This is a genomic window from Streptosporangium nanhuense, assembly GCF_059358815.1.
Genome location: NZ_JCADBG010000025.1, coordinates 34,422 through 58,246, shown reverse-complemented (window position 1 = coordinate 58,246; position 23,825 = coordinate 34,422). Strand labels below are relative to the sequence as shown.

Below are 23,825 nucleotides of genomic sequence, written 5' to 3'. Positions count from 1 at the left end.
CCCACGGTCTACCAGAGCGCACCGACATTTCTCCCCGGCATCCCCGGCGGTCGTCAGCCCGTGATGCCGGGCTCGCCGTTCTCGATGTGTCCCATCAGGCGACGGGCGAAACCGGTGTCCCCGGCGACGGTGACCCACAGGTCGTACCATCCGGTCGCGGCCCGCCACGGCACCCGCCCGGTGCCCCGGGCCGCGAGCCGCAGCGTCCGCGCCGTCCCCCCGTAGGCCAGGGGCGAGATCGTCACGTCGGCCGGTTCGTCACCGGTGTTGACGACGGCGATCTCGATCGTCCGTGTGGCCGCGTCGATCACGCTGGACAGCTCCACCGGGTCGTCCGTCCCGCCCCGGAACTCCCGGCGGAAGCCGTTCGGCCCGGTGAGGACGAGGGCGTACGTGGGACACGGGAAGTAGACCACCTCGCGGGCGTGGCCGAGCACGTCGAAGTGCAGCGGCCGGGCGAGCTCCCCCATGTAGCCGTACAGCGCCAGGTGCGCGCTCTCCGTGCCGGTGTTGCTCATCGTGATCTCGACGGCGCGACCGCCGGTCCGCGCCGAGGCGTCGGGCCGGTACGGCAGCGCGCGGGCGGGCCTGACACCCGGTTCGCTGCCGGGCATCCGCTGCTCGGCGGGGGCGTCGGGGTACCAGCGACCGGTCGTGGCGCCCTGGGCGGGCGGGGTGTCCTGGCCTGTCGGAGTGTTCCGCGCGGCCAGGGTGTTCCGGACGGGTGCCTCCGGCGGGGGCCACGCCTCAGGGCGGGCGAAGTCGAAGGCGGAGGTGAGATCCCCGGCGACGGTCCGCCGCCAGGCGCTGATGTCGGGGGCCTTGATGCCGAGCCAGGTCTCCAGGAACCGGACCGTGGAGCTGTGGTCGAACGTCTGGGAACAGACGTGACCCCCCACGCTCCACGGCGACACGACGATCATCGGGACGCGCATGCCCAGCCCGATGGGCCGTCCGGCGACGAACTCCCCCGGGGTCCCGTCCGGCGGGACGGGCGGGGGGACGTGGTCGAAGAAGCCGTCGTTCTCGTCGTAGGTGATGAAGACCGCGGTGCTCGCCCACACCTCCGGATTCGACGCGAGCGCGTCGAGGATCCGGTAGACGACCTTCCCGCTCTCCACGGCCGAGGAGCCCTCCGGGTGTTCGGAGTCGGCGAGCGAGGTCACGACGTACGAGACCGCGGGGAGGCGTCCCGCCGCCACGTCGGCGGCGAACCAGTCCCCCAGGCCGCCCGTCCGGGTGCGGCGCAGCGCCCGGTCGTGGAGCAGCCGGTCGGCCGGATCGAGGCGGGCCACCCTCTCCTCCAGCTCGGCGAGCATCGGCGCGGGGTCCTCGGACGCGCGCACCTTCTCGTAGAAAGAGTGCATGCTGCTCTGTCCGAGTTTCGCCATGACCGCCTTGAACGTGGCGAAGAACTCCAGGTTGTTGCACTGGTAGTTGTCCCACTCCTGGTAGACCTGCCAGGAGTGCCCGGCCCGGGTCAGCAGCTCCGGCGCCGTGGTCCAGGAGTAGCCGGGGTGCCCGTCCTCCTCGCAGGCCCCGTTGTCGACGGCCCGCTGTTCGGTGCCGGGCTCGTGGCCCGTGTGGCCGGAGACGTGGTAGTTGCGGTTCGGCGTCGTGGAGCTCAGCACCGAGCAGTGGTAGGCGTCGCAGATCGTGAACGCGTCCGCCAGCTCGTAGTGGAACGGGATGTCCTCGCGGTCGTAGTACGCCATGGTGGAGGGGCCCTTGTTGGGCACCCAGGCGTCGTTCCAGCCCATCGCCCAGGCGTTCTGGGTGCCGAGCCAGCTGTGGTCGTGGGTGTCGAGCAGCATCGGGTCGGCTCCCGCGCGCCCCGCGGCCTCCCGTACGGAGAAGGGCAGGATCCCGTCCTGCTCGAAGACCGGCCGCAGCGCCCGGGTGGACACCGCGTTGCGGTCCTCGTAGCCGCGCACCCCGCGCATCCGGCCGAAGTAGTGGTCGAACGACCGGTTCTCCTGCATGACGAAGACGACGTGCTTGATGTCGGAGAGGGTTCCGGGAGGTGCGGGCCGCGCCAGCAGGCGCACGAGAGAGGGGGGAAGTACGGACGGTGCCGACATTGAGCATCCCTTTAACGGCATTTCGGGCAAGCCTCAACCTAACAACCCGGCCCCGTCCATCCCACACCCGGGATGCGGCCCCGCCCGTGAGCCTGCCACCCCGTCCGCTTCCACCGGCGCGCGCGTCCCCCAGGACTTCGGGGACACTGGGTGGAGTAATCAATCGAAAGAGGAGCATGAATACACGTTCCGAGACGGGCGACCGCCTCACCGCCCTGGGCACACAGTTGCTCGAAGTTCATATCTGGCTCCGCGAGATGCTGGAAGATCTCCAGGACAGCGTCGACGACTATTTTGACGGCAAAGGGCTTCCACCACGGGACCTGCGCGCCCATTGCCTTTCCTTCTGCACGGCGTTGACGCGCCACCACACCGGCGAGGACAGGGGCGCGTTCCCGGCGATCGCCGAGGAGTTTCCCGAGTTGCGCAAGGTGCTCTCCGATTTGCGCACGGACCACAACCAGCTGGACTGGCTGCTGGGAAATCTCCAGAAACTACTCGAATCCCTCCCGGAGAAACCGGACCCGGCCACGGCCTCCAAGGTGCGCGAGGAGGTGACGGCGCTGTCGGCGGTCATGCGGACGCACTTCATCTACGAGGAGAAGAAGCTGATCTCCGTGCTCAATTCGATGGACGTGCCCGAATGGCGCGAGAACCGGCCCGACTTCCTGCTGATCGACGACATGGACGATCTGGGCGGCAACGGGTCGTCAACGATCCGGCCGCTGTAGCCGCCGGATCTGGAGGCGCAGCTCCCGTTCACGGTGCTCGCGCCGCTGCTCACGACGTAGTTCTGACTCTTCGGCGCTCCTGCGGTCCCAGCGCGTCCGGATCCGCCGGATCTCGTACAAGGTGACGCGGGATAGCAAGATGAGCTGATAGCGATGGCCATGGCTCCACTCCCGGATCCGACCTGGCGACCCCGACCGGGGGGCGACCCACGTCGTCCGGCAAAAATCTTTTTAAAAGTCCACCGACGCAGTATTTTCCCGAAGGGCAAACCACACCACCGGGCCGCCCCCGGTTGGCCGAGGTACCGGCGAACTCGCAGCGGAACCGACGCGTTCTGCTGCCGCCCGCCCCGCCGACACCGCTTCCTTTGTGCCTTCCTCAACGTGCGGGCAATGGCTCGGCGGACACCGATCAGCCGGTGACTTCGGTGCCGCCGTGCAGGGTGGCGAGGTCTGCGGCGGCGCGGCCGGAGAGCCAGCCGTCACGGTTGTGGGACGGGGCCACCGGGCGTGAGGTCAGCTGGGGGAACATCTCGTCGACCGCCTCGTCGACCGCCTGGTCGCGGGCGGCCAGCACGGGGAGCAGGTCCGTGCCCGAGCTCGCGGCGGCCTCGCGCACCGCCTCCCCGGTGGCCTCGGCCAGGCGCTCGCCGATCCGCTGGGCGTAGGAGGTGAGGAACGACTGCCGGAAGGAACGGGTGGTGGAGCGGCCATGGCCGTCGCGGCGGGAACCGGCGTGCACCATGGCGGTGGTGGCCTGCACCAGTAGCGAGGTGAACAGCAGTTCTACCGCGTCCAGATCGGCGGGGAAGCCGAGCACGGTGGAGAAGCCGAAATCACTGCTCCATACGGCGCGGCAGCGGTTGGCCGCGGCCACCGTGTCGACCAGCACCGCCTTGGGCCCCTCGTAGGGGGCCTCGACGCCGATCCGGCGGCCCGCGGGCTGGTCGGTGGCGCTTTGGTCGTGTGCCGCGGCGGCCAGCAGTGCCGCATCGATGCTGTGCTTGGCCATCAGCCGCTGCGCCGCCGCGGTGAAGGTCTCGGCCTCGGCGGGGAACTCAGTCGACTCGGCCTTGGCCAGCAGTGCCCTGACCCGGGTCAGCATGCGCTCGTCGACCGCCGGGCCGCGTCGCAGGGTGGCGTGCCGGGCGGTGCCCGGCGGCGCGATCAGCCGCTCCAGCCGGGGGAGGGTGGTCAACAGGCAGATCAGCTGGAGCAGGAGGGTGACCAGGGCGGCCCGGTCCAGGCGTTCGCGCTCGCCGCGTGCCCGTGAGTAGTCGTCGCCTTCCCACCAGACCTTCGCCTCCAACGCCGACAGCTGGCCGTGCCATCGGGGGTCGACGGTGACCGCGGCATACTTCTGTGCCTCGTCGGCGATCGCGTCGGTCAACAGCCGCACGTGCCGGGCGCCGAACTCCTTGCGGGCCATCCGCGCGACGTCGGCGGGCTGCCAGCCCCGCTGCCAGAGGTCGGCCAGATCGTGCCGGAGCGTGGCGGTCAGCGTGCGGTCGGCGACGCGCCGCCATCCGCTGACTCCGGGCCGCTCGACCAGCGCCGCCGCGCTTCGTTCGAACCCGTCGGTGTCGCCGTCCAACCGGGCGTGCACCGCCTGCGACACCAGCTGCTCGGCGAGCACGGCGGGGCTGAGCGACCAGGGCTGGTCGAACAGCGAGAACCCGGCCTTGCCGGGGAAGCCGAACGCCGAGAAGTCGTGCGGCCCGGCCCCGTGGGGAGCCCCTGCGTCCCTGGGCTGCCGCCGCTTGCGCTCCTTCTCCTTGGCTTTGCGCCGTTCCCGGTTGGCCTTGCCCATCGTCGGCTGCTCCTTGTTTCCGCTCGCTGGAAATCCGCGTCGTTCCGGGTTGCCCGCGACGCCGGTGAACCGATCACGGTCACGTGGATCGCCGATCGCGCTCGGGCCAACCCGAGCCATGATGGCACCGACACCGCTGTTCAGACTGCCATCCGCCGTGTTCGGCCGAGGTCGCGTTCGAGGGCTTCGCCGGTGTCACCGGGGTCGACGCGGTGGCGATCCGGCACGGAACCGACTCGTTCGGCTGCCACCCGCCCCGTCCGCTCTCACCGGTGCGGCGGGAACGCGGCCGGCCCTGCCGACATGGATGATCGAGGCGGAAGCGTGTGGTCAGCGGTCCGGTTGCTGGAGGCGCCGGATCTGGAGGCGCAGCTCTCGTTCGCGGTGCTCGCGTCGTTGCTCGCGGCGTAGTTCCGATTCGTCGGCGCTCTCGCGGTCCCAGCGCGCCCGGGTCCGCCGGATCTCGTACAGGGCGACGCGGGACAGCCAGATGATGCCGATCACGATGGCCATGAAGATGGTCACGTGACCGGCGAGGAACAGCACGAAACCGGCGACGAAATATATCCAGTACGCGGTCTTGACGGCGGTTTCTATGGTGTCGATGTGTTTTTCGAACAGCGTCATGCGTTACTCCGATGGTGGTAGATGGAGTAGTCGCTCCGGCATGAGAGGGAATGACCGAAATACCAGTTCCGTCCGCTCACGGGGTCATAGACCCACTGGCGGAAGCGCGATACCGGTCGAGTACGGGACTTGCCGACTTAGACGATCAATACCTAACCTGGTATGCGACTTTCTCCTTCATCACGGGGTCACGAAAAGGGCGGGGGTGGCGTGGCCGAGCGGATGGTGCCCAGTCCCCGGCACGAACGGCTGCGGCAATTGCTCGTCGAAGCCGAATACAGGGCAAACGAAGTGCGGCAGGCATACCAGCGCGCCTCCTCGGCGATGCGGTCGGGACAGGTCTGGACGGGGCCGACGGCCGCCACCTGGACCACCGAGCTGGAAGACCGGCACCAACGGCTCGGACGGCTCGCCCAGAGCGTGGTGGACGCGGTCGAGGAGGAGCTGCGCCGCTCCCCTCCACTGGTGACCGAGGCCGAGGCGAACGCCATGCGCCGTGAGATGGCCGGACGCACGTGACCGTCATGACCGCAAGGGGGAACGCTCCATGGCACCGACCGGCGAGTTCTGCGGTATCGACCCCGAGCAGATGGGGCAGCTCGCCACCTCCCTGCGCGGCGCCGCCGACAAGCTGACCGCTTTCAGCAGGGAGTTCAAGGGGAAGCTTCGCGAGAACGGGGTCGAGACCCCCGTCCTCCGGGAGATCGGCGACATCGCCGACTGGGGCGGGAGGCAGGTCTCCATGCTCCACGGCCGGATCGACCTGATCAACGCCCTGGGCGACGGCGCCCCGGAGCTGGGCGACGCGGGCGGTACGGCGTCGGTGGCGGCGGGCGGGCAGGGGCTCATCCGCCTTCCCGACGAGCTGAAGGACTACGACCTCGCCCAGGGCTTGGCCAGGATGTACGGCGAGGACATCCTGGTGAACTTCCACAGCGACCTGCAGGCCAAGCTCATCCACGAGCACATCGACGACGTCGCCAAAATCGCCGAAAACCCCCAGGCCGCCGCCGCCTTCTTCGCCCTGCTCTCCCCCAAGGTCCGGGACGCGCTGCCCAGCATCATCGCGGCCAGCGGCAGCAAGACCGCCAAGAAGGACCTGGCCACCTTCAGCAAGGCCCTCGGTGCTGCCCTGAACGCCCCCACTCTCGTCCCTGCCTTCGCCAAGGTCAGAGAAGACCTGGTCAAACCGGTCGACGGCAAGATCGTCGCGTGGAACCGGCTCGCACTGCTCAAGGGCGCGAACGCCCCCTCGTCCATCCGCAGCGCGGCGGCCCGCGCGCTGGCTCTGGACGAGTTCGCGAAGAGACCCGGCCAGGAGTGGCGTGCTGGATCCCTGGGTGGCAAGAAGTACGACCTGCCTGACGACCTGGTCGCCCTGGGCCTGGAGGTGCTCGACGGCGACGGCGCGGCCGTACGGGATGCCTTCGCCAAGATGGGCGGGGCCGACGTCAAGCTCAGCCAGGTCGACAAGATGAAGCTGTTCCTCGACTACGCCAAGGGAGTGGGCACCGGGGACGAGGTGGCCGACGCCTTCGGGCGGGCGATGGAGGCGGGCACCGAGGCCAAGACCGAAAAGGCCGGCCGGCACAGCCCAGAGGCCGCAGCCTTCGCTCTGGACCTGATAAAAGTCGCGGGCTCCTTCGGCGCCGACCTGCCATGGCCCGCCAAGGATTCCATGGGCGTGGTCGCGAACTCGTATGTCCATGAGGTGGTCTCGGGCGGACGCTTCGACAGGGCCGCCGACCGCTCCTCCGGCATACAGATCCCCGAACATTGGGAAGCCCTCCCCGGGGTGACCCCCGCGTTCTACCTCAGTCCCGGTGACACTTCTCAATTCATGAAAACCTTCGTTGGAGAGGACAAGGTCGCTGAGGCGTTCGACTCGACGGTTGCAAAGTTTCGCTATGACGCCTTGCTGGGCGCTGCCAGACTGGACGCACAGGGCAACACCGATTACTTCCGCGACATTTCACTGATGTTCGGTGATTTTGGCAGCGTCGCGTTCAAGACGGCGAAAGACGTGCTCGGCGAAGAAGACGCTATCTCCGATATGACCCGAGATATCACCAAGAACACCGTCGGTTTGATGCTCGGCGGGGCGAGCTTCACGAAGCCCGTATTCGAAGTTGGTTGGGAGTTCGCCCAGGCTTACATCGTCAGCACCGCATCGGATAAGTGGGCCGACAGTTTCGAGACACAGGTCCAAGCGGCCACAGAGACCCGAGCCGACCTGGCCAGACGCATGAAGTACGAAATGGCTTACCTTCTCCACAGTGGCGGCTACCCGGCGAGCGAACCTCCCAGCGAACTCCTCAGCGCGACCACCGGAAATCTCAAAACATATGACGAACTCGTGGCCGAGGCCAGACGCGAGGCCACCGGTGACAAGAAATGGGAACAGCTAATTAAAGTAAAGCTGGATGCCTACGATGGCTGGATGGACGATAACGCAAGCCTCGACAAAAAAGTCGAGCATTCCTCGCGATTCCAAACCAGCGACTTGGCTGAGAATCTATTGAAGACCCCGAACTAAAATAGGAAGATCTCTTATCGTGGAAGACAAGCGGTCTGTGCGTGCAGCCGCCAGGTAGGCGCTTCCGGCGCCACATAAACGTTAACCATCACTCCCACCTCCTTGCTGCCATAGATAAATCGCCCCTCCGGCGCATCTACCTGACTGATGTCATACTCCACCTTGTAGCCCAAGATTCGGGAAAGCGTGTTCTCCATAACCCTTTGGGCTTTGTCTAGGCGAGAATCCAGTGATTCGTCGACGCGTTCCTCGTCGGCCGTTGCCCGCAATACTCGCTTGACCTTCTCTCCCCCACAAGGAAGATCCTTGTCCGGACGCTGTACGATTCGCAGATTCATGAGCGGGTTCTTGAAGACGTCGTCGGCTTCCAGGCGCTGTGTATCCTTTTGCAACTCCGCTGCCGCGTCCTTCAAAGATGGCCCGGAAGCACATCCTGAGGCCACTGTCATCAGCGCCAGACCGACGGCCAGTAAGCGGGTGGAGCGCATTTGGGACCTCCGGGGTGGTGGGCGCCGGGACGTATCAATCTTTACCCACTCGGCACGTGTTCGCCACACCCTTTCCATACTCGTTCGTCAGGCAAGGGGAGTTGCCAGGTCACGCCGACCGCTGTCGTCAGCCAGGGCAGGAGCATGTCCTCGCGGGTTGAAGCCGTGATCCGCTCGGCCGGCGGCTCGTTCGTCGTCATGGTTTCGCCTTTCGAATTCTTTCCGATGCTCGCGGCGGGAGACCAAAATAGGGTTATCTAATTCATATCCGACCCGATTCGCTGCCAACCAGGGAAGTGATTTATCGCTTTCTTGTCAGCACTTTCGCGAAGAGGATTCCTGTGCCTAGAATGCCTTATGGGTAGTCGACCGACTACTGGATAGGCAACCCAGGATAGAGCGGACCATGACAGCCGTTGGTTTATCTGGACTGGATTCGATATCACCGGCCGATCATTAAGTCCGTTTTTTCTAATTCGGGAGGAAATGAAATGGATGAGGTGCTGCCCCTCGACCCTGGATCCCCTCGCGTGCGGTTCGGCGCCGAGATGCGTCGGCTGCGGGAGGCCGCCCAGCTCTCACAGTCCTCCGTGGCCAGACGCCTCGGCTGCACCCAGACTCAGGTCAGCCGCCTGGAGGGTGCTACCCGCACACCGTCGAAGTCCGACGCGGAGAAGCTGGACCAGCTCTTCAACACTGCTGAAGGCAACGCCTTCACTCGCCTCCGTCAGCGCATCCTGGCCCAGCCCGGTGGCCCGATCTGGTTCCAGAGCTGGGTCGAGGAGATTGAGCCGACCGCCCTCGTCCTGCGCTCCTGGGATCCTCTCCTCGTTCCCGGCCTTCTCCAGACGGAGTCCTATGCCCGTCACGTTCTCAGCCAAGAACCTCGAATGACCTCTGAGGAGGTGGAGAAACGCATTGAGGTCCGCATTCGACGTCGCTCCATCCTGGAGCGAGACAATCCGCCACTGTTCCTGACTCTCATCGACGCCAATGTGGTACGCCGTCCGGTCGGAGACTCTGAGGTTATGCGCGGCCAGCTCGACTACCTGTTGGAAATCGGCAAGAACCCTGCTGTTTCCATCCAGCTTGTCGATCAGCGATGTCTACCAGGACTGCTGGGAGCGTTTATGATCGCTGAGCTTCCGGACGGACAGCCAGATGCTATCCACGCCGACTCCTCGGCTGAGGGATACGTCTCGACTGACTCCAGTCTTGTGGCCTCGATGTGGAACCGATATGAGGCGATACGGCGATGGGCTTATCCTGAGCACATGTCCCTCAAAATGATCGAGGATGTGAGGCAGGAATGGACCTGAGTGCCGCCGTGTGGCAGAAGTCATCACGTTCCGGATCGAACGGTGGCCAGTGTGTCGAGGTGGCCGCCAACCTGCCTGGGGTGGTCGCTGTTCGTGACAGTAAGAACCCGGACGGAGCCAAGCTGTTCTTCGCTCCCGCCGAGTGGAGATCGTTCATCGGTGGCGTCAAGACCGGTGAGTTCGACTCGCTTGCCTGACCTTCCACTTCAAAGCCCACCTCAAAAGACCACGACACAAACCCTAGATCCACCCCCGCCGGGTGGCCTCCATCGCGACCTGGAACCTGGTCTGCGCCCCGACCCGGTTCATCAGCTTGGTGACGTGTCGTTGCACGGTCCGCTCGCTCCAGCCCAGGGCCCGGCTGGCGGCCTTGTCGGTCGCTCCAGAGGCCAGCAGCGTGAGCAGTCTCGCCTCCTCCTCCGACAGCACCTCCGCGTCGGGTGAGTTCAGCTGGACCGGGACGCTGCGCGTCCACGTCGTCTCGAAGAGGGCGACCAGCGCGTCCAGGAGCGGGGAGGGGTGGATCACGTAGGACGCAGCGATCATGTCGTCCACGGGGCTGAGCAGCGGGATGATGGCGAGGCGGTCGTCGGAGATGGCGAGTTTCATCGGCAGGTCGGCGGCGATCCTGGCCTGCTCCCCGTGTCGCATCCCGGCCGTGACGTCCTCCAGCCAGCCGGGGAGCGCGAGCGCGGTCTTGTCGTAGACGACCCGGTATTTCACCCCTCGCTTCAGCAGGGCGAGTTCCACCTGGTTCGGCTCCCTGTGCGCCTGCGGGGTGGCGTAGGGCGGGCGGTCGAACCCCCGCATCTGGGTCCGGCTGTTCTGCTGCATCTGAACCCAGTGGTGGTTGACCTCGTCGCGTCCCGAGACCATCTCGATCAGATCGCCCGGATGGGCGAACCGGGTGCCCGCGCGGTACATCTTGACCAGCGTCCCGATGTGCAGGCGGACGTCACGCAGCTCGGCCTCGCGCTCGCGCAGCACGGCTTCCAGCCCGCTGTCCGGTGAGACGGCGACATAGCGAACGGGGCGTCCCGTCGAACGGGTGGCCAGACCGAGCTCGACGAGTGAGCGCAACGTCCGTCTCGCGGCGGCCACCGGGAGATGACAGTCATGGACGAGTTCGGAGACCGTCGCCTGCGTCCTGCGGACGAGTGCGTCGTACACCGCCTCGTCCTGTCGGCTCAGCCCGATCGCCTCAAGCATCACACTCTCCTTGCCTGTACGGTGAGCTCCGGCGCCGGGAACGCCCCGCCACTTCGCCTGTCGTGTTTACGTCACCTGACAGGAACTCGCCGCTGACCCAGCTTGTCAGGGGATGACAGCTGATGCCAGCGTTCAGGGGCACCACAGCGCGCACCTGAACGAAGGAGTCCCCCATGTCGCTGTCCGCCCTACGATGTCGCGGGCAACGCCTGTCACTCGCCGCACTCCTCGTCCTGGGATCTCTCGCCACGGTCCTGCCGGCGAGCCCGGCCACGGCGGCGAGCCCTGCCACGGCTGAGAAGCCCCCCGCGGAGCAGGCCCGGCGAGGAAAGATCGCCCCTGAGCTGATCGACCGTACGAAGACCGCCGGCGCACGTGCCGACGACCGTGTCGAGGCCGCCGTCGTGCTCCGCGCGGGCACCGGCCTCAGCTCAGCGGACCCGAGCGAGGCGCGCAAGGCCCTGGCCGAGACGGCCAAGGCCGTCCAGGCCCCCGTCGTCCAGCTGGTCGAGGCTCACGGGGACCAGGTGCTCAACACGTTCTGGATCAAGAACATGGTCCTCGTCCGGGCCAGGCCCGCCACTCTGGAGGCGCTGGCCGCGCTCGACCTGGTGGACCGGATCATCCCCAACTTCGAGCTCAAGGCCCCGCCCACGCCGCGCCGCGCCGCGAAGGCGGCGGAAGGTGAGTCCGCCTGGGGCATCGAGAAGATCGGTGCCGACCGGGTGGCGAAGGAGCGCGGGCTCACCGGTGACGGCGTGCGCGTGGCGGTCCTCGACACCGGTGTCGACATCGCCCACCCCGACCTCACCGGGAAGCTCGTCACCGACGACGCGTCGGACCCGTCCTACCCGGGCGGCTGGATCGAGTTCGGCCCGGACGGCAGGCCGGTGCCCTCCTCGCCCCACGACAGCAGCTACCACGGCACGCACGTGGCGGGCACGATCGCCGGTGGGAACGCCTCGGGCACGCAGATCGGTGTCGCTCCCGGCGCCGAGCTGATGGCCGGCCTGGTCATCCCGGGCGGCAACGGGACGCTCGCCCAGGTGATCGCCGGCATGCAGTGGGCGATCGCGCCGTACGCCGCCGACGGCAGCCCCGCGGGCGAGCCCGCCGACGTCGTCAGCATGTCGCTGGGCGCGGAGGGCTACGCCGACGAGATGGTCGAACCGGCCAGGAACATCTACCTGGCCGGCGCCTTCCCGTCCTTCGCCATCGGCAACGAGTGCCTCGAAGGGGGGTCGGGCAGTCCCGGCAACGTCTACGAGGCCGTGTCCGTCGGCGCCACCGACGCGGGCGACGACGTGCCGGAGTTCTCCTGCGGCGGGACGGTCCGCAGGACCGACTGGATCGACGCGCCCGCCGAATGGCCCGAGTCGTACATCGTCCCCGACATCTCGGCGCCCGGCGTGGACGTGCTCTCGGCCCTGCCCGGCGGTGAGTACGGATCGCTGAGCGGCACCTCGATGGCGACCCCGCACGTCTCCGGCACGGTCGCGCTGATGCTCCAGGCCCGCCGCGACCTCGGCGTCGACGAGACGCTGGGCATCCTGGCCGGTACGTCCTTCTTCGACGGGCGCTACGGCGCACGCCCGAACCCGCGCTTCGGCGCGGGACGGATCGACGCGTACGCCGCCGTCGCGGAGGCGGCTCTCACGAGCGGTGTCCGGGGCGTCGTCACCGACGAGAAGACCCGCGAGCCGCTCGGCGGCGTGACGGTCACCCGGACGGACACCGGCCGGACCGTCGAGACCGACGAGCGCGGCCGGTTCGAGATCCGGTTCGGCGCCGGATCGTACGACCTGAAGCTGTCCAGGTTCGGCTACCTGCAGGAACCGGTCAAGGTCCGCGTCACGGAGAACCGCTTCTCCGATGTCCAGATCGCGCTGGACCGGACCCGCTGGGGAAGGATCTCGGGGCGGGTGACCTACGGCCCGACCGGTTCGAGGGTGCCGGGCGCGACGGTCACGGTGCTCGACGTACCCGACCGTCTCGTGGCGACGACGGACGTCAACGGCAAGTACATGATCGAGGACGTGCCCGAGGGCGACTACCAGGTCGCCGTGGCGGCTCCCGGCGTGTCCAGGTCGGAGCCCGGCAAGGTCACCGTGATCGGGACGAAGACCGCCCGTGCCGACTTCGCCCTCCCCCGGTCCTCCGCCACCGAGCGCGTCTCGGTGACCTCGGACGGCCACCAGGGCAACGGCGAGGCGTGGTGGCCGAAGATGAGCGCGAACGGCGAGGCGGTGGCGTTCGCCAGCCCGGCGTCCAACTTCGTCGCGGACGACACCAACAACGACCTCGACATCTTCGTGACCGACCTGCGCACCCTGGCGGTCGAGCGGGTCTCGGTGGCCTCCGACGGCACGCAGGGCGACAGCTTCTCGCTGAGCCCGACCATCAGCTCGGACGGCCGCCTCGTCGGGTTCGGCAGCGGGGCCGCCAACCTCGTACCCGGGGACGTCAACGGTCAGACGGACGCCTTCGCGCACGACCGGGAGACGGGGAAGACCGAGCTGATCTCGGTGGCCTCCGACGGCACCCTGAGCGACGGGCTCTCCTCGTCGCCCTCGTTCAGCGCCGACGGCCGCTTCGCGGTCTTCAACAGCGACGCCACCAACCTCGTACCCGGGGACGCCAACGGACGGACCGACGTCTTCGTCCGCGACCGGACCACCGGCAAGACCGAGCTCGTCTCGGTCGGGACCGGCGGCCTTCCGGGCGAGGGGAACTCGCGCGAGCAGTCGATCAGCGCCGACGGCCGCTTCGTCGCCTTCGAGAGCCAGGCCGCCGACCTCGTGGCCGGAGACACCAACGAGCACGCCGACGTGTTCGTCCGCGACCGGCAGACCGGTAAGACCGAGCTGATCCCCGCGCCCGAGGCGAGGGAGGCGAGCAGCCCGTCGATCAGCGCCGACGGGCGGATGGTGGTCTACATCGCGAGTGGCGGGATCGAGGGGTACCAGATCTACGTCCACGACCGGCAGACCGGCACGAGGAGGCTCGCGTCGGCGGCGTCCGACGGGAGCATGGCCAATGACTGGTCCTTCGCCCCGTCCCTGAGCGCCGACGGGCAGGCAGTGGTGTTCTACACCTACGCCACCAACCTCGCCGCCGGTGACACCAACGGGCGGACGGACGTGTACGTGCGCGACTTCAAGGCGGGCACCACCACGCGGGTCTCCGGCGGTCCCAAGGACGTCGAGGGTGACGGCTCGGCCGGCATCCCGTCGATCAGCGGGGACGGGCGGTACGTCGCCTTCGAGAGCAACTCCGCCAACCTCGTCGGTGACGACACCAACCGGAAGTCCGACATCTTCGTCCACGACCGGACCCCGGGCCCCGAGCCCCTCTTCGCCCTGACCGACCTCGACGTCAGCCCGTCCACCGTCCGTCCGGACCTCCCGGTGCGGATCACCGCGCAGGTGAAGAACGTGGGCGAGAAGACGGGCGGGTACGACGCCGTCCTGCGGATCAACGGCGAGGTCGAACAGCGGCAGACCGTCCAGGTCCGCGCCGACAAGGCGGTACGGCTCTCGTTCGACGCGCGCCGGAGCGACGCGGGGACGTACACCGTGGAGCTGGGCCCGCTCACCGGCCGGTTCGTGGTGAAGGACCAGTGAGGGACCACTGAGGGATCGTCACCTGAGCCACTGACGGGCCGTCGCCCGGGCAGTGCTCGGATACGGGCCGGATATGGGCCGGACACGATGACATGCCCCCGGCCGGCCGCGGCGTACCAAGCCCGCGGCCGGCCGGGGGCATCCGGCTGTTCCCGGCGAATCACCCACGACCGTGCTGGGCAGCAGGCTCAGGACCTCCTGCCGCGCCGCTGGGCTGTCCACAACGCGGTCATCGAGATCAGCGCGCCCACGGCCGCACCGGTGAGCAGGCCCAGGATGGTGCTCAGGTCGCCGTCCAGCTCGCCGAACCGGAGCAGGGCCGCCACCGCCAGCGCCAGCACGACGAGGACGCCGGCGACGAAGGCGTAGAACCTGGGGCTGAGGAAGATGCCGCGGTCGGGGGCCCGGGGCGGGGCGGTCAGCTCAGCGGCGGGTCCCAGGCTGGCGGCCCTGGGACGCTTGAAGTACTCGAAGCCCACCCAGGTGCCGCACGGCTCCCAGCCGTCCGGGGTGAGCCGGTCGAGCACGCTCCGGCGACGGCCGGCCGCGACCAGTTCCCTGCTGTACTCCCACTGCTGCGGGTATTCGGGGTCCCGGGCGCAGACGAACAGGCCCTTCGCGTCGACCCTGTCGACCTCCCAGCCCTGCGCGCCGTACTCGTTGAGCAGCTTGACGTCGTGGAACAGGTCGGCGGTCCAGCTCCAGGTGCGGGCGTCCACGGCGGGCTCGGCGGGCGGGAGCGAGGTGCCGGTCAGCTCCCCGGCCAGGTCGGCCGCGGGGCCGAACTCCTCCTCGGGGTCGCCGCCGCTCTCGGCGAGGTAGCCGGCGAGCTCGTCGAGCATGGCGCCGGCCCGGTCGGCCGGCATCCCCGCCTCGGCCAGGAGTACGGCGAGTTCGTCGAAGTAGGCGCGGGCCTTCTCACCGGAGGCCGTCCCGGCCGTCCCGGTCGTCCCGGTCGCCTCGGTCGTCCCGGTCGTCTCTCCGGAGTCGGGGTTCATCGGAGCTCCCCTTCGCGTTCTCGTTCCTGGCCGCTTTCCTGGCCGCTTTCCTGTTCGCGTTCCCGCGAGGTCGCGGGACGGGACGCCTCGACGCCGCCCCTGACCAGCGCGGTGCGCACCGACTCGTCGAAGCTCAGCCAGAGCCCGCCCTGCTCGGCGAGCGTCTGCCTGCCCCGGTCGGTGAGCCGGTAGTAGCGGCGGCCGGGCCCGCGCTCGGTCACCCGGAACTCCGCGGTGACCAGCCCCGCCTCCTCCAGCCGGTTGAGCACCGGGTAGAGGGTGCCGCCCTTGATCTGACCGAGGCCCAGCTCGGCGAGGTCCTTGACGATCTCGTAGCCATAGTTCTCCCCGGCCGTCAGGCTGGCGAGAACCAGCAGGTCGAGCACACCCTTGAGCCAGCTCGCGCGTCGGTCGCTCGTCATGCTGGCGATCCTACTTAGACGGCGTTCCCACCTAGTCCCGGCCGGCTCCCGGCGGGCTCCCCGTCCGGCTCCCGGGCCGGTTCACGCCGCGGCCGGGGAGACAGCAGCAGGCCGCGAAGGTCGATCAGGACGTGCAGCAGGATCGGCAGGAGCAGGCTGCCGGTCCTCAGATAGAGCGAGGTCAGGGCGAGTCCGATCAGGGTGACCGCGAACATGCCGCGCCATCCCTGGTAGAGGTGCCCCGCGACGAAGACCGCCAGCGCCGCGAGGGCGGCGACCTCCTCGCTCAGGCCGAGCGCGCCCATGCCGACCGCGATGAGCAGCCCCCGGTAAACGATCTCCTCGGTGACCCCGGCGGTCACCGACAGGCCCGCCGCGTACCAGCGCTCGGCCGTGGTACGTGGCAGCAGGTGGGCGACGGCCTCCTGGCCGGGGACGGGCCTGCCCCTGGCCGCCAGTCGCCTGAGCACGAGCAGGCCGGCCGTGGCGGCGATCAGGAAGCCGACGATCACCCCGAGGATCTCGTCCGGCGGATCCTTGAACACCAGGCCGATGTCCGCGGGGTCGAGCCCCGGCTCCATCGCGACGATGAACAGCGCCACGGCGGCCAGCGCCCACAGCTCGGCGCACCAGAGCGCGCACGTCCTGCGGTAGGCCGTCGGGTCCCGGTCCCGCGAACGGGCCAGCCCGTCGTAGGTGCGCTTGCCGAGCAGGGGGCTGACGAGGGCCAGGTACACGACGAGGACGGCCGAGACGAGGAGCGTCAGGGGGGTGAAGGACATCGGGGGCTCCTTAGATGCTGTGCCATCTAGACGGTAAAGCAAGCTAGTTAGATATACAACCTAGCTCGTTATCCAGTCCATGTTGATGGACGCGAGCCTGGATCCGTCGCCGCCCGGAGGCCGTCAGCGGCACCGTTCCTTCGTCTCCCCCCGTCTCCCCCCGTCTCCCTTCGTCTCCCCTTGCCCCGGGCCTCGTCTCCCCTTGCCCCGGGCCCGCGCTTGGCCGCCGCGACCCGCCGACTTGCACCTCCCGTAGAGGGAGACGCCAGGGTGGGGGCATGAACGGCGACACGCTCTACTCGATCGGCGATCTGGCCCGGCGGACCGGGCTGACGGTCAAGACCGTCCGGTTCTACTCCGACCGCGGGATCGTGCCGCCGACCGGCCGCAGCCCGGCCGGTCACCGCCTCTACGGCATCGACGCCGTCGCACGCCTTGACCTCGTACGGACGCTGCGCGACCTGGGGGTGGACCTTCCCACGATCCGCAGGGTCGTGGACCGGGAGATCTCGCTTCCCGAGGTCGCCGCGGCGCACGCCGAGGCGCTGGCGGTGCAGATCCGGACGCTGCGCCTGCGGCGCGCGGTGCTGACGGCGGTGACCAGGCGCGGGTCCACACCCCAGGAGATGGATCTCATGCACAAACTGGCCAAGCTCTCCGAGGACGAGCGCCGGCGCCTGATCGGCGACTTCCTCGACACCGCCTTCGGCGACCCGGACGCCAACCCCGAATTCGCGGGGATCAGGCGCTCGATGACCCCCGAACTGCCCGACGACCCCGCACCCGAGCAGGTCGAGGCATGGGTGGAACTGGCCGAGCTGTCGCAGGACCCGGAGTTCCGCGCGATCATGCGCCGCCTGGTCGGGCAACACGCGGCGGAGCGCGCCCGGGGCGGCGTCACGGGCCCGCGCCGCGATCCCGTCGCGATGGTCCGCGACCAGGCGGGCCCGTCCCTGGCGGCCGGCGTCGACCCGGCCTCACCCACGGCCGATCCGGTCGTCGCGGCGGTCACGGCCCACTACGCGCACGCCGTCGGCCTCCCCGACGACGCCGACCTCCGGCACCGGTTGCTGGTACGGCTGGAGAGCGCGAACGACCCTCGCAGGGAGTCGTACCTCCGGCTGCTCGCGGTGATCAACGGCTGGCCCGCGCCCGAAAGCCTGACGCCGGTGCTCGACTGGTTCATCCGGGCCCTGAGCGCCCGGACACCGGCGTAACGGGCCGCTCAAGAAGGCGTCACCGGGCCGGTTCGTCCCGTACGGGGGCGTCACCGAGCCGGTTCGCCCAGGGCGGTCTCGCAGGCGCGTTCGGCCGACGGGCCGACGGAACATGAGACGCGGAGCGGGCGGAGACGGGCGAGACCGTGAACGCCGGATTTCCGGGTGGAACAATCGGCGCATGGCACGCTTCAAACGGCTCACCGTCGAGGAAGCCCGCACCCTCAGCCGCGAAGAGCTCCTGCCCCGGATCGAGGACGAGCAGAAGCACTGGTATCGGCTCATGAACGACATGGAGATGCGCGTCGGCGACGACGAGGCGTTCAAGACCTTCAACGAGATCATGCACATCGTCATCGGCCCCGGCCGCTCCGTCTCCGACACGCTCGTCCTCCTCGAGGAGGACGAATCACGCGACCGGGACTACTGGACGAAACCGCTCGGCGAGCTCGGCGAGCTCTGATCCCGGGCCCCTCGCGGAGCGGCGCGCGTTTCCGCCGTTCCGGTCACCGTGTCATTCCAGCCGTTTCCCGGTCACCGGTCGTTCTCCGGCGACCGGGAAAACCGGCGTCGAAAACAAGGCGCCGCTCGCCGGTCGAGTGGATCTCATCCTCGGCCGCGATTACCGATTAGGCGATTTCCCGTCACGGGATTTCCGAATCCGGAATCACCCCGGCCCGTTCTCGTCCGGTGTTCCGCGAACAGATCTTCTCGACGTCAAAGGTTCACGGGGCATTAACTTCCATTTACTTCGATCTTGACTCAAGACTGCAAACATCCTACCTTGATCCTCGACCACGGTGCGGAACACCGCACCTTCTCAGGGACCGTGACCGTTTCACCCCCCAGCGAATCGACGGGAAGGTTCGATGCGAAGAATGTTGTCCGGGGCGTCGCGAGACAACGCGTCCCCGGCGGAAAGCCGGAGTCAGGCCGGAGCCAGGAGCCGACGCCGGCCCGGAAGGCTGTCGTTCGTCCTCCGCGCGTTCACGGCCGCCGTCGTGACGCTCTTCGCCTTCCCGGGCGTCGCCTTCGCGGACCCGCCCTCCGCCCTCGACTGGGCGGCTCCGTGGCCCGACCGCGTCTACGAGCCGGGTTTCGACTACGACGGCGACGGCTGCTACCCCACCCCGGCCATCGGGCGTGACGGGACGATCGCCCCGGGCTTGGCCCTGGGCGGCGCGGAGAACGGCCACTGCCGCGACTCGTGGGATCTGGACAACACCAACGCCTACTCGCGCGTCAAGTGCAACAACGGCTGGTGCGCGTACATGTACGCGCTCTACTTCGAGAAGGACCAGGCGGCCCTGGGGCCGGGCAGCGCCGGGCACAGGCACGACTGGGAGCACGTCGTCGTGTGGGTGCAGGGCGAGTGGGGCATGTACGTCTCGACGTCCGCGCACGGCAAGTACACCACCCGGCACAGAAACAACGTGCCGTGGGACGAAACCGGAAAACACCCGCTGGTCGTTTACCACAAGGACGGAATCAGCACGCACTGTTTCCGGCACGCGGGTTTCGGAGAACGGCCGGAGAACCACAAGGGATCGTGGCAGTGGCCACCGCTGATCGGCTGGGACAACTATCCGCCCGGATTCCGCGAAAAACTGGTCGGCCACAATTTCGGCAGCGCCAGCTTCGGGCTCAAGGACGGTTCGTTCGAATGGGAGCTCTCAAAGGCCCTGCCGGCCGGAATTCCCTTCGATCCCTACGCCTGATCCGGACGACGATGGATTCGCGCCGGGAGCGCGCACCTCGAATCCTCGCCCTCGGAATGCTTCAGCGTCTCGCCGCTTGGCGCGCGTAGAGCTACGCCGGTTGATAGCAGCAGAGCCGTCCGGTCCGGATCGTCAGGCGTAGTTCCTCGCCCAGCACCGGATCGGCGGCGGCGATGCGGGTGACGGCGCGCCGGAGGGCCTTGCCGACCGAGACGCGGGCACGTTCCTCGTTGCCGGTGAAGTTCCTGGCCCGTCCGGCCAGGCCGGTCGCGGACGCCAGCTCGTCGATCAGCCAGTCGCGCTCGGCCCGCACCCGCTCGGCCCGGACGACGTCGTTGGCCGCCTCGTACCCGTCGATCTCCTCCTGCAGCAGCGACAGCCGTCTGCGGTAGGCCCTGATGGCCTCCTCGTCCAGGGCCGGCTGGGCGGTCGAGGTGCCGGCCTCCACGGCCGCCGCGTTGTGCGGCACCGGACCCGCGGCCAGCTCGATGGCCGGGATCTCGTACCGCGGGTTGGCCAGCAGGACCGCCAGGTAGGCCATCCCCAGGCTGTGCTCGACGTGCGCGCTCCGCGCGCCCAGCCCGATCCGCCACCGGCGGCCCTCGCGCCTGCACTCCATGAGGGGCCGCCGCCCGCCGTGCCCGGCGGCGGTGACCTCGGCGTGCCGCCCGCTGTCAACGGGCAGGACCATGCCCAGCTCGGCCGCCTCGCTCGTGGCGACCTCCAGCTGCCTGCCCGCCTCCGCGACGTCCCCGGCCTCGGCCCGGAGCGCCAGCGCCTGGGCCCACCGCACGCGCGACAGGACCGCCGCCGGCCAGTGCCCCATGGCCAGGTTGTCCCGTACGGCCACCCGCAGATGCTCGACCGCCCGCTGGGCGTCGCCCATGGTCAGCGCGGCCACGCCCAGCGCGTGCCGGGCGGAGCCGAAGCACGCGACGCCGAGACTGGCCACCATCGGAAGCCTGGCGAACGGGCCGAGCAGCTCGTAGGCCGCCGCCGAGACCTCGGTGTCCCCCAGCAGGTGCGCGGCCTCCACGACGCCGTGCATGGTCACCAGCCAGCTGCTGGACCGGGGCAGCAGGGCCAGGTCGCCGCCCCGCAGCCGCGCCAGCGCGCCGGCCGCCTGCCGGTGGTCCCCCGCGGTGGCCGCGGCGACCGCCAGCGCGGCCAGGTAGGAGTTGTCCACGGCGCTGAGCGTCGGCGAGTTCACCTCCTCGGCCAGCATCGGGACCAGCTCGGCGATGCGGCCCTGGTACCAGCGGATGGCCACCATCTGCGCGCCGTACCAGCCGGCGGCGTCCGCGTCGCCGGCCCGCCTCCCCCGTTCGGCGCAGGCGGCCGCCTCGGCCTCGGCCTCGGCCGACCGCAGCCGTCCCGCGCGGATGCCGAGCATCACGTCGATCGCCCGCACCACGAACCCGACCGCCAGGTGGTCCTGCTGGGCCAGCAGCCCGCGCAGCTCCGCCAGGTGGCGTTCCGCGTGCGGACCCGCGTCGAGAACGTGGTCGACGGTGCGCCACAGCAACCCCATCAGCAGGTCGCCGCGGCAGGAGGTCCGGAAACCCGCGGCGATCAGCTCCTGGGCGAGCTCGTGACGCGCCTCGCTCTGGCCGGGGCCCAGCAGGCAGTGGTGGGCCAGGCTGAGCGCCTCGCTCCACGCCGCCGGATCGCCCGACCGCCTGGCCTCCTCCAGCAGGGCGAGGATGCCCGCGTGCCCGCCCGACCGGTAGTCGGCCTCGGCGGCGAGCCGTACCCTGAGCCGGAGGGCGAGTGACGACCGGGGATCCACCAGCGACAACGCGTGCCGCAGGCGCGCCTCGACCGACGCGGCGGCCATGACACCGCGGTGCTCGTGCACCCACAGGCCGGACAATCCCAGCGCCGCGAAGGCCATCGCCCGTCCGTCGCCGTCGCTCTCGGCCGCGCGGTACGCCGCGTCGAAGCACTCCCGGCTGGACCGCAGGTCACCCTCGACGCACCGGGCCCGCACCCCGCCGTGGAACAGCGCCCCGATCTCGTTCTCCGCCGCCGCCGACGTCAGCCCGTGGTACGGCAGGCAGCCGCCGGCACGGGACCGGCGCGACGCGGGGCTTCTGCGCTCCCTGTCCGCCTTGTCGTGGCCCGGGTCGTGGACGGTAGAGAAGGCATGGCCGTCATGGATGTCCTGTGCGTCACGGACGTCATGGACCAGGAGCAGTGACCGGCGATCCACGGCGTACCTCAGCTCGCGGCGAGGCCGAACGCGTGCCCCTCCGGGTCGGCGGGCGAGGCGAGGGCCGCACGATCGGCGGCGACCGTGGCGATCTCCACAGCGGCGGGCATGTCGGTGACTCCTCGGATCGGTGTGCGATCAGGCTGCCGCCGGACGGTTGCACCCGTCTTGCAACATCCTTGCGCACGACCTCACCGGGATCCGGGCACCCGTGACACCCGTCGTCCGGCCGGTTTCACGGTCTCGGGGACGACACGCGGCGACGGCCTCGCGTGTCCCGGTACGCCCAGGCCCGCGAGGCCGTCGCCTGCCCTCCCCACCGATGGTTCGGCGGGGAGGGGCCGTTCACGCACGGCCCGGGATCCAAAATCCCGAATCCGGGATCGGATCCGGGATCAGTAACGGCCGTGCACCGTGTTCGTCCTCTTCGTCATGCGCTGGTACCCGGGGGCGTTGAGGATGACCTTGGCGTAGACCTCGTCGCCGGCGCCCTCGAGCGAGGAGTCGTCCTCGTCGAGGAGAGAGCACCGGATCGTGGGAACGGAGAGAATGATCAGCCCTCCCCCGTTCCGGTCCGATCCCGCGCTCAGCTGCGCGTCGCCCGCCTTGTACAGCCGGTTGTCGTAGACGGCGTCCTCGCCCCAGATCTCGACCTGGGCCCTCGCGCCGTTGTCGACCAGGTACTGCGCCTGGGCCTGCGTCATTCCTACCTTGCCGAAGGTCAGGACCCTGCAACCGGCCGCCTCCTTGGTGATCGTCAGCCGGGCGGTCAGGACGCCGGGCACGTCGTCGGCCTGGGCGGGCGCGGCCGCGAGACCCACGCTCAGCGCCGTGGCGGCGCCCAGCGCGGCGGCCAGGCAGGCGATTCTCTTAAGTGCGGACATCGTCGTTCCTCCGGTGTTCGTCAAAACTGGATCGGCGTTCGTCTGGGCGGGAGCGGTGTCCGTCTGGGCGGAAGCGGTACCCGCCGGAGCGGTGTCCGCCGAGACGGGAGCGGTGCCCGCCGGAGCGGGAGCGGTGCCCGCCGGGACGGGACTCGTGTTCATCTGGGCCGGACCGACGTTCGTCCGGGCTGGGGCCGGCGCGACTGCTTGCGCGCCTTGACGTAGCGGTTGGTCGCGGGAAGCCAGCAGGTCACGACGGCCAGCAGCACCCCCAGGACGGCCAGGGCGGCCAGGAACCCGGTGATCGGGGACACCATGTCCGTGAGGTCCCGTAATCCGAGGAGGGCGACGACGGGGGTGAGGACGCTCAGAACGACCCGGGCCCATGTCCTGCCGTCGCGGACGGGCAGCAGGAGCAGGAAGAGAATCACCCCGAGGAAGATCCAGATGTACGCCCGGGCCTGCAGGGAGCCGAACGCGGCCTCCACCGCGGTGTCCACGACGGAATTCACGGCCTCCGAGCCGGCCTCGACGCCGAGCTCGTCGCGCACGTAGTTCCGCAGCAGGCTCCTGCCCGCGATCAGGGAGAACGTCGCCGACGCCAGCATCGACGCCGCCGTCACCGCGGTGGCCAGGGTGGCGGCCAGCAGCGTCCCGGGCCTGCGGGGTTCGTACGCGCTGCCGCCTGTCATCTGGTGCGCGGAGGGGATGTGGTCACTCATTTGTTTTCCTTCCAATGGTTTCGTGCCGCTCACCCGCCGGACGGTCACCTGCCGTACGGAGAGGGATCGGCGGAGGCCTCGGAGCGGACGGCCGGCGAGCACTCGACGGCGTCCGTGTTCCTCCGGGGCGCGGAGCTGTTCCCCGGCCCGCACCTCGGCGCGGTCCCCCCCGCCGCCCTGGGCGGTGTGGTCCGCGAACGGTTCCCTGCCGGGATCGGTGCGATCCCGGCCTGGATCGGTGCGGACCGGCGGGAGAAGGGCCGACGAGCCGGATACCCCCAAGGTGTTCCATCCGGTTCCACCCGCCGTTCCATCCCGGGTCCACCTCCCCGTGCCCCCGGGGGTCTCCGGCGCCCCGGCCGCGGCGAGAGGAGCCGAGCGGCCTCCCGAGGGCCGGCCCGGCGAGACGGCTCACGAGACGGTGCGGACCCGCGGTGTCCGGCGAG

20 protein-coding genes are annotated in these 23,825 nt (G+C 69.2%); 9 read left to right on the top strand and 11 right to left on the bottom strand.

Annotated features, from left to right (window positions below):
• Window positions 1-53 precede the first annotated feature (53 nt).
• Window positions 54-2,081, bottom strand: coding sequence for a phosphocholine-specific phospholipase C (locus AC5L38_RS35955; RefSeq protein WP_495247269.1), 2,028 nt, complete (start codon window positions 2,079-2,081; stop codon window positions 54-56).
• 176 nt (window positions 2,082-2,257) lie between these two features.
• Here AC5L38_RS35955 and AC5L38_RS35950 point away from each other — a divergent pair, with 176 nt between their 5' ends.
• On the top strand, window positions 2,258-2,812 hold the full coding sequence (locus tag AC5L38_RS35950) for a hemerythrin domain-containing protein (protein ID WP_495247268.1): 555 nt from the start codon (window positions 2,258-2,260) through the stop codon (window positions 2,810-2,812).
• A 412-nt stretch (window positions 2,813-3,224) separates the two neighbouring features.
• On the opposite strand, the gene AC5L38_RS35945 is transcribed toward AC5L38_RS35950, so the two are convergent.
• Both AC5L38_RS35945 and AC5L38_RS35940 read right to left on the bottom strand, forming a co-directional pair.
• Window positions 3,225-4,622, bottom strand: a complete 1,398-nt coding sequence (locus tag AC5L38_RS35945) for a DUF2786 domain-containing protein (RefSeq protein ID WP_495247267.1) — start codon at window positions 4,620-4,622, stop codon at window positions 3,225-3,227.
• Window positions 4,623-4,952: 330 nt separating this feature from the next.
• Window positions 4,953-5,249, bottom strand: a complete 297-nt coding sequence (locus AC5L38_RS35940; RefSeq protein ID WP_495247266.1) for a hypothetical protein — start codon at window positions 5,247-5,249, stop codon at window positions 4,953-4,955.
• Window positions 5,250-5,540: 291 nt separating this feature from the next.
• Between AC5L38_RS35940 and AC5L38_RS35935 the strand changes: the two genes are divergently transcribed.
• Both AC5L38_RS35935 and AC5L38_RS35930 read left to right on the top strand, forming a co-directional pair.
• The gene (locus AC5L38_RS35935) at window positions 5,541-5,768 is read left to right on the top strand and encodes a hypothetical protein (RefSeq protein WP_495247265.1); all 228 of its coding nucleotides are present in this window, start codon (window positions 5,541-5,543) and stop codon (window positions 5,766-5,768) included.
• A gap of 28 nt (window positions 5,769-5,796) precedes the next feature.
• Window positions 5,797-7,785: a hypothetical protein gene (locus tag AC5L38_RS35930; protein WP_495247264.1), complete on the top strand. Its 1,989-nt coding sequence runs from the start codon at window positions 5,797-5,799 to the stop codon at window positions 7,783-7,785.
• 14 nt (window positions 7,786-7,799) lie between these two features.
• Here the strand turns inward: AC5L38_RS35930 and AC5L38_RS35925 are convergent, their stop codons facing one another.
• Window positions 7,800-8,273 carry a hypothetical protein gene (locus AC5L38_RS35925; protein WP_495247263.1) on the bottom strand — a complete coding sequence of 158 codons (474 nt, stop codon included), beginning with the start codon at window positions 8,271-8,273 and terminating at the stop codon, window positions 7,800-7,802.
• Window positions 8,274-8,764: 491 nt separating this feature from the next.
• Between AC5L38_RS35925 and AC5L38_RS35920 the strand changes: the two genes are divergently transcribed.
• Complete coding sequence (locus AC5L38_RS35920) at window positions 8,765-9,592, top strand: helix-turn-helix domain-containing protein (RefSeq protein WP_495247262.1); 828 nt, start codon at window positions 8,765-8,767, stop codon at window positions 9,590-9,592.
• The gene (locus AC5L38_RS35915) at window positions 9,583-9,789 is read left to right on the top strand and encodes a DUF397 domain-containing protein (RefSeq protein ID WP_495247261.1); all 207 of its coding nucleotides are present in this window, start codon (window positions 9,583-9,585) and stop codon (window positions 9,787-9,789) included. Before AC5L38_RS35920 ends, AC5L38_RS35915 begins: the two co-directional genes overlap by 10 nt.
• A 43-nt stretch (window positions 9,790-9,832) precedes the next feature.
• Here the strand turns inward: AC5L38_RS35915 and AC5L38_RS35910 are convergent, their stop codons facing one another.
• Complete coding sequence (locus tag AC5L38_RS35910) at window positions 9,833-10,801, bottom strand: helix-turn-helix transcriptional regulator (RefSeq protein WP_495247260.1); 969 nt, start codon at window positions 10,799-10,801, stop codon at window positions 9,833-9,835.
• A gap of 173 nt (window positions 10,802-10,974) precedes the next feature.
• On the opposite strand from AC5L38_RS35910, the gene AC5L38_RS35905 reads away from it, so the two are divergent.
• Window positions 10,975-14,424, top strand: a complete 3,450-nt coding sequence (locus AC5L38_RS35905; protein ID WP_495247259.1) for a S8 family serine peptidase — start codon at window positions 10,975-10,977, stop codon at window positions 14,422-14,424.
• 188 nt (window positions 14,425-14,612) lie between these two features.
• Here the strand turns inward: AC5L38_RS35905 and AC5L38_RS35900 are convergent, their stop codons facing one another.
• From AC5L38_RS35900 to AC5L38_RS35890, 3 genes are read right to left on the bottom strand one after another with little or no spacing between them, the layout of a single operon-like run.
• Window positions 14,613-15,422, bottom strand: coding sequence for a hypothetical protein (locus AC5L38_RS35900; protein ID WP_495247258.1), 810 nt, complete (start codon window positions 15,420-15,422; stop codon window positions 14,613-14,615).
• Window positions 15,419-15,844, bottom strand: coding sequence for a PadR family transcriptional regulator (locus AC5L38_RS35895; RefSeq protein WP_495247257.1), 426 nt, complete (start codon window positions 15,842-15,844; stop codon window positions 15,419-15,421). The genes AC5L38_RS35900 and AC5L38_RS35895 overlap by 4 nt, the downstream gene beginning before the upstream one ends.
• A gap of 14 nt (window positions 15,845-15,858) precedes the next feature.
• Window positions 15,859-16,626, bottom strand: coding sequence for a CPBP family intramembrane glutamic endopeptidase (locus AC5L38_RS35890; RefSeq protein ID WP_495247256.1), 768 nt, complete (start codon window positions 16,624-16,626; stop codon window positions 15,859-15,861).
• 278 nt (window positions 16,627-16,904) lie between these two features.
• On the opposite strand from AC5L38_RS35890, the gene AC5L38_RS35885 reads away from it, so the two are divergent.
• The 3 genes from AC5L38_RS35885 (at window position 16,905) to AC5L38_RS35875 (ending at window position 19,561) form a co-directional block, all read left to right on the top strand.
• A complete protein-coding gene (locus AC5L38_RS35885; protein ID WP_495247255.1) occupies window positions 16,905-17,843 on the top strand; it encodes a MerR family transcriptional regulator in 939 nt (312 codons plus the stop codon).
• A gap of 181 nt (window positions 17,844-18,024) precedes the next feature.
• Window positions 18,025-18,306, top strand: coding sequence for a hypothetical protein (locus tag AC5L38_RS35880; RefSeq protein ID WP_495247254.1), 282 nt, complete (start codon window positions 18,025-18,027; stop codon window positions 18,304-18,306).
• Window positions 18,307-18,844: 538 nt separating this feature from the next.
• Complete coding sequence (locus tag AC5L38_RS35875; RefSeq protein WP_495247253.1) at window positions 18,845-19,561, top strand: NPP1 family protein; 717 nt, start codon at window positions 18,845-18,847, stop codon at window positions 19,559-19,561.
• A gap of 91 nt (window positions 19,562-19,652) precedes the next feature.
• Here the strand turns inward: AC5L38_RS35875 and AC5L38_RS35870 are convergent, their stop codons facing one another.
• From AC5L38_RS35870 to AC5L38_RS35860, 3 genes are all read right to left on the bottom strand, one after another.
• A complete protein-coding gene (locus AC5L38_RS35870) occupies window positions 19,653-21,773 on the bottom strand; it encodes a hypothetical protein (RefSeq protein WP_495247252.1) in 2,121 nt (706 codons plus the stop codon).
• Between the two features lie 395 nt (window positions 21,774-22,168).
• Entirely contained in the window at window positions 22,169-22,657 is a 489-nt protein-coding gene (locus AC5L38_RS35865; RefSeq protein WP_495247251.1) for a hypothetical protein, read from the bottom strand.
• Between the two features lie 158 nt (window positions 22,658-22,815).
• A complete protein-coding gene (locus tag AC5L38_RS35860; RefSeq protein WP_495247250.1) occupies window positions 22,816-23,379 on the bottom strand; it encodes a hypothetical protein in 564 nt (187 codons plus the stop codon).
• Between the last annotated feature and the right edge of the window lie 446 nt (window positions 23,380-23,825).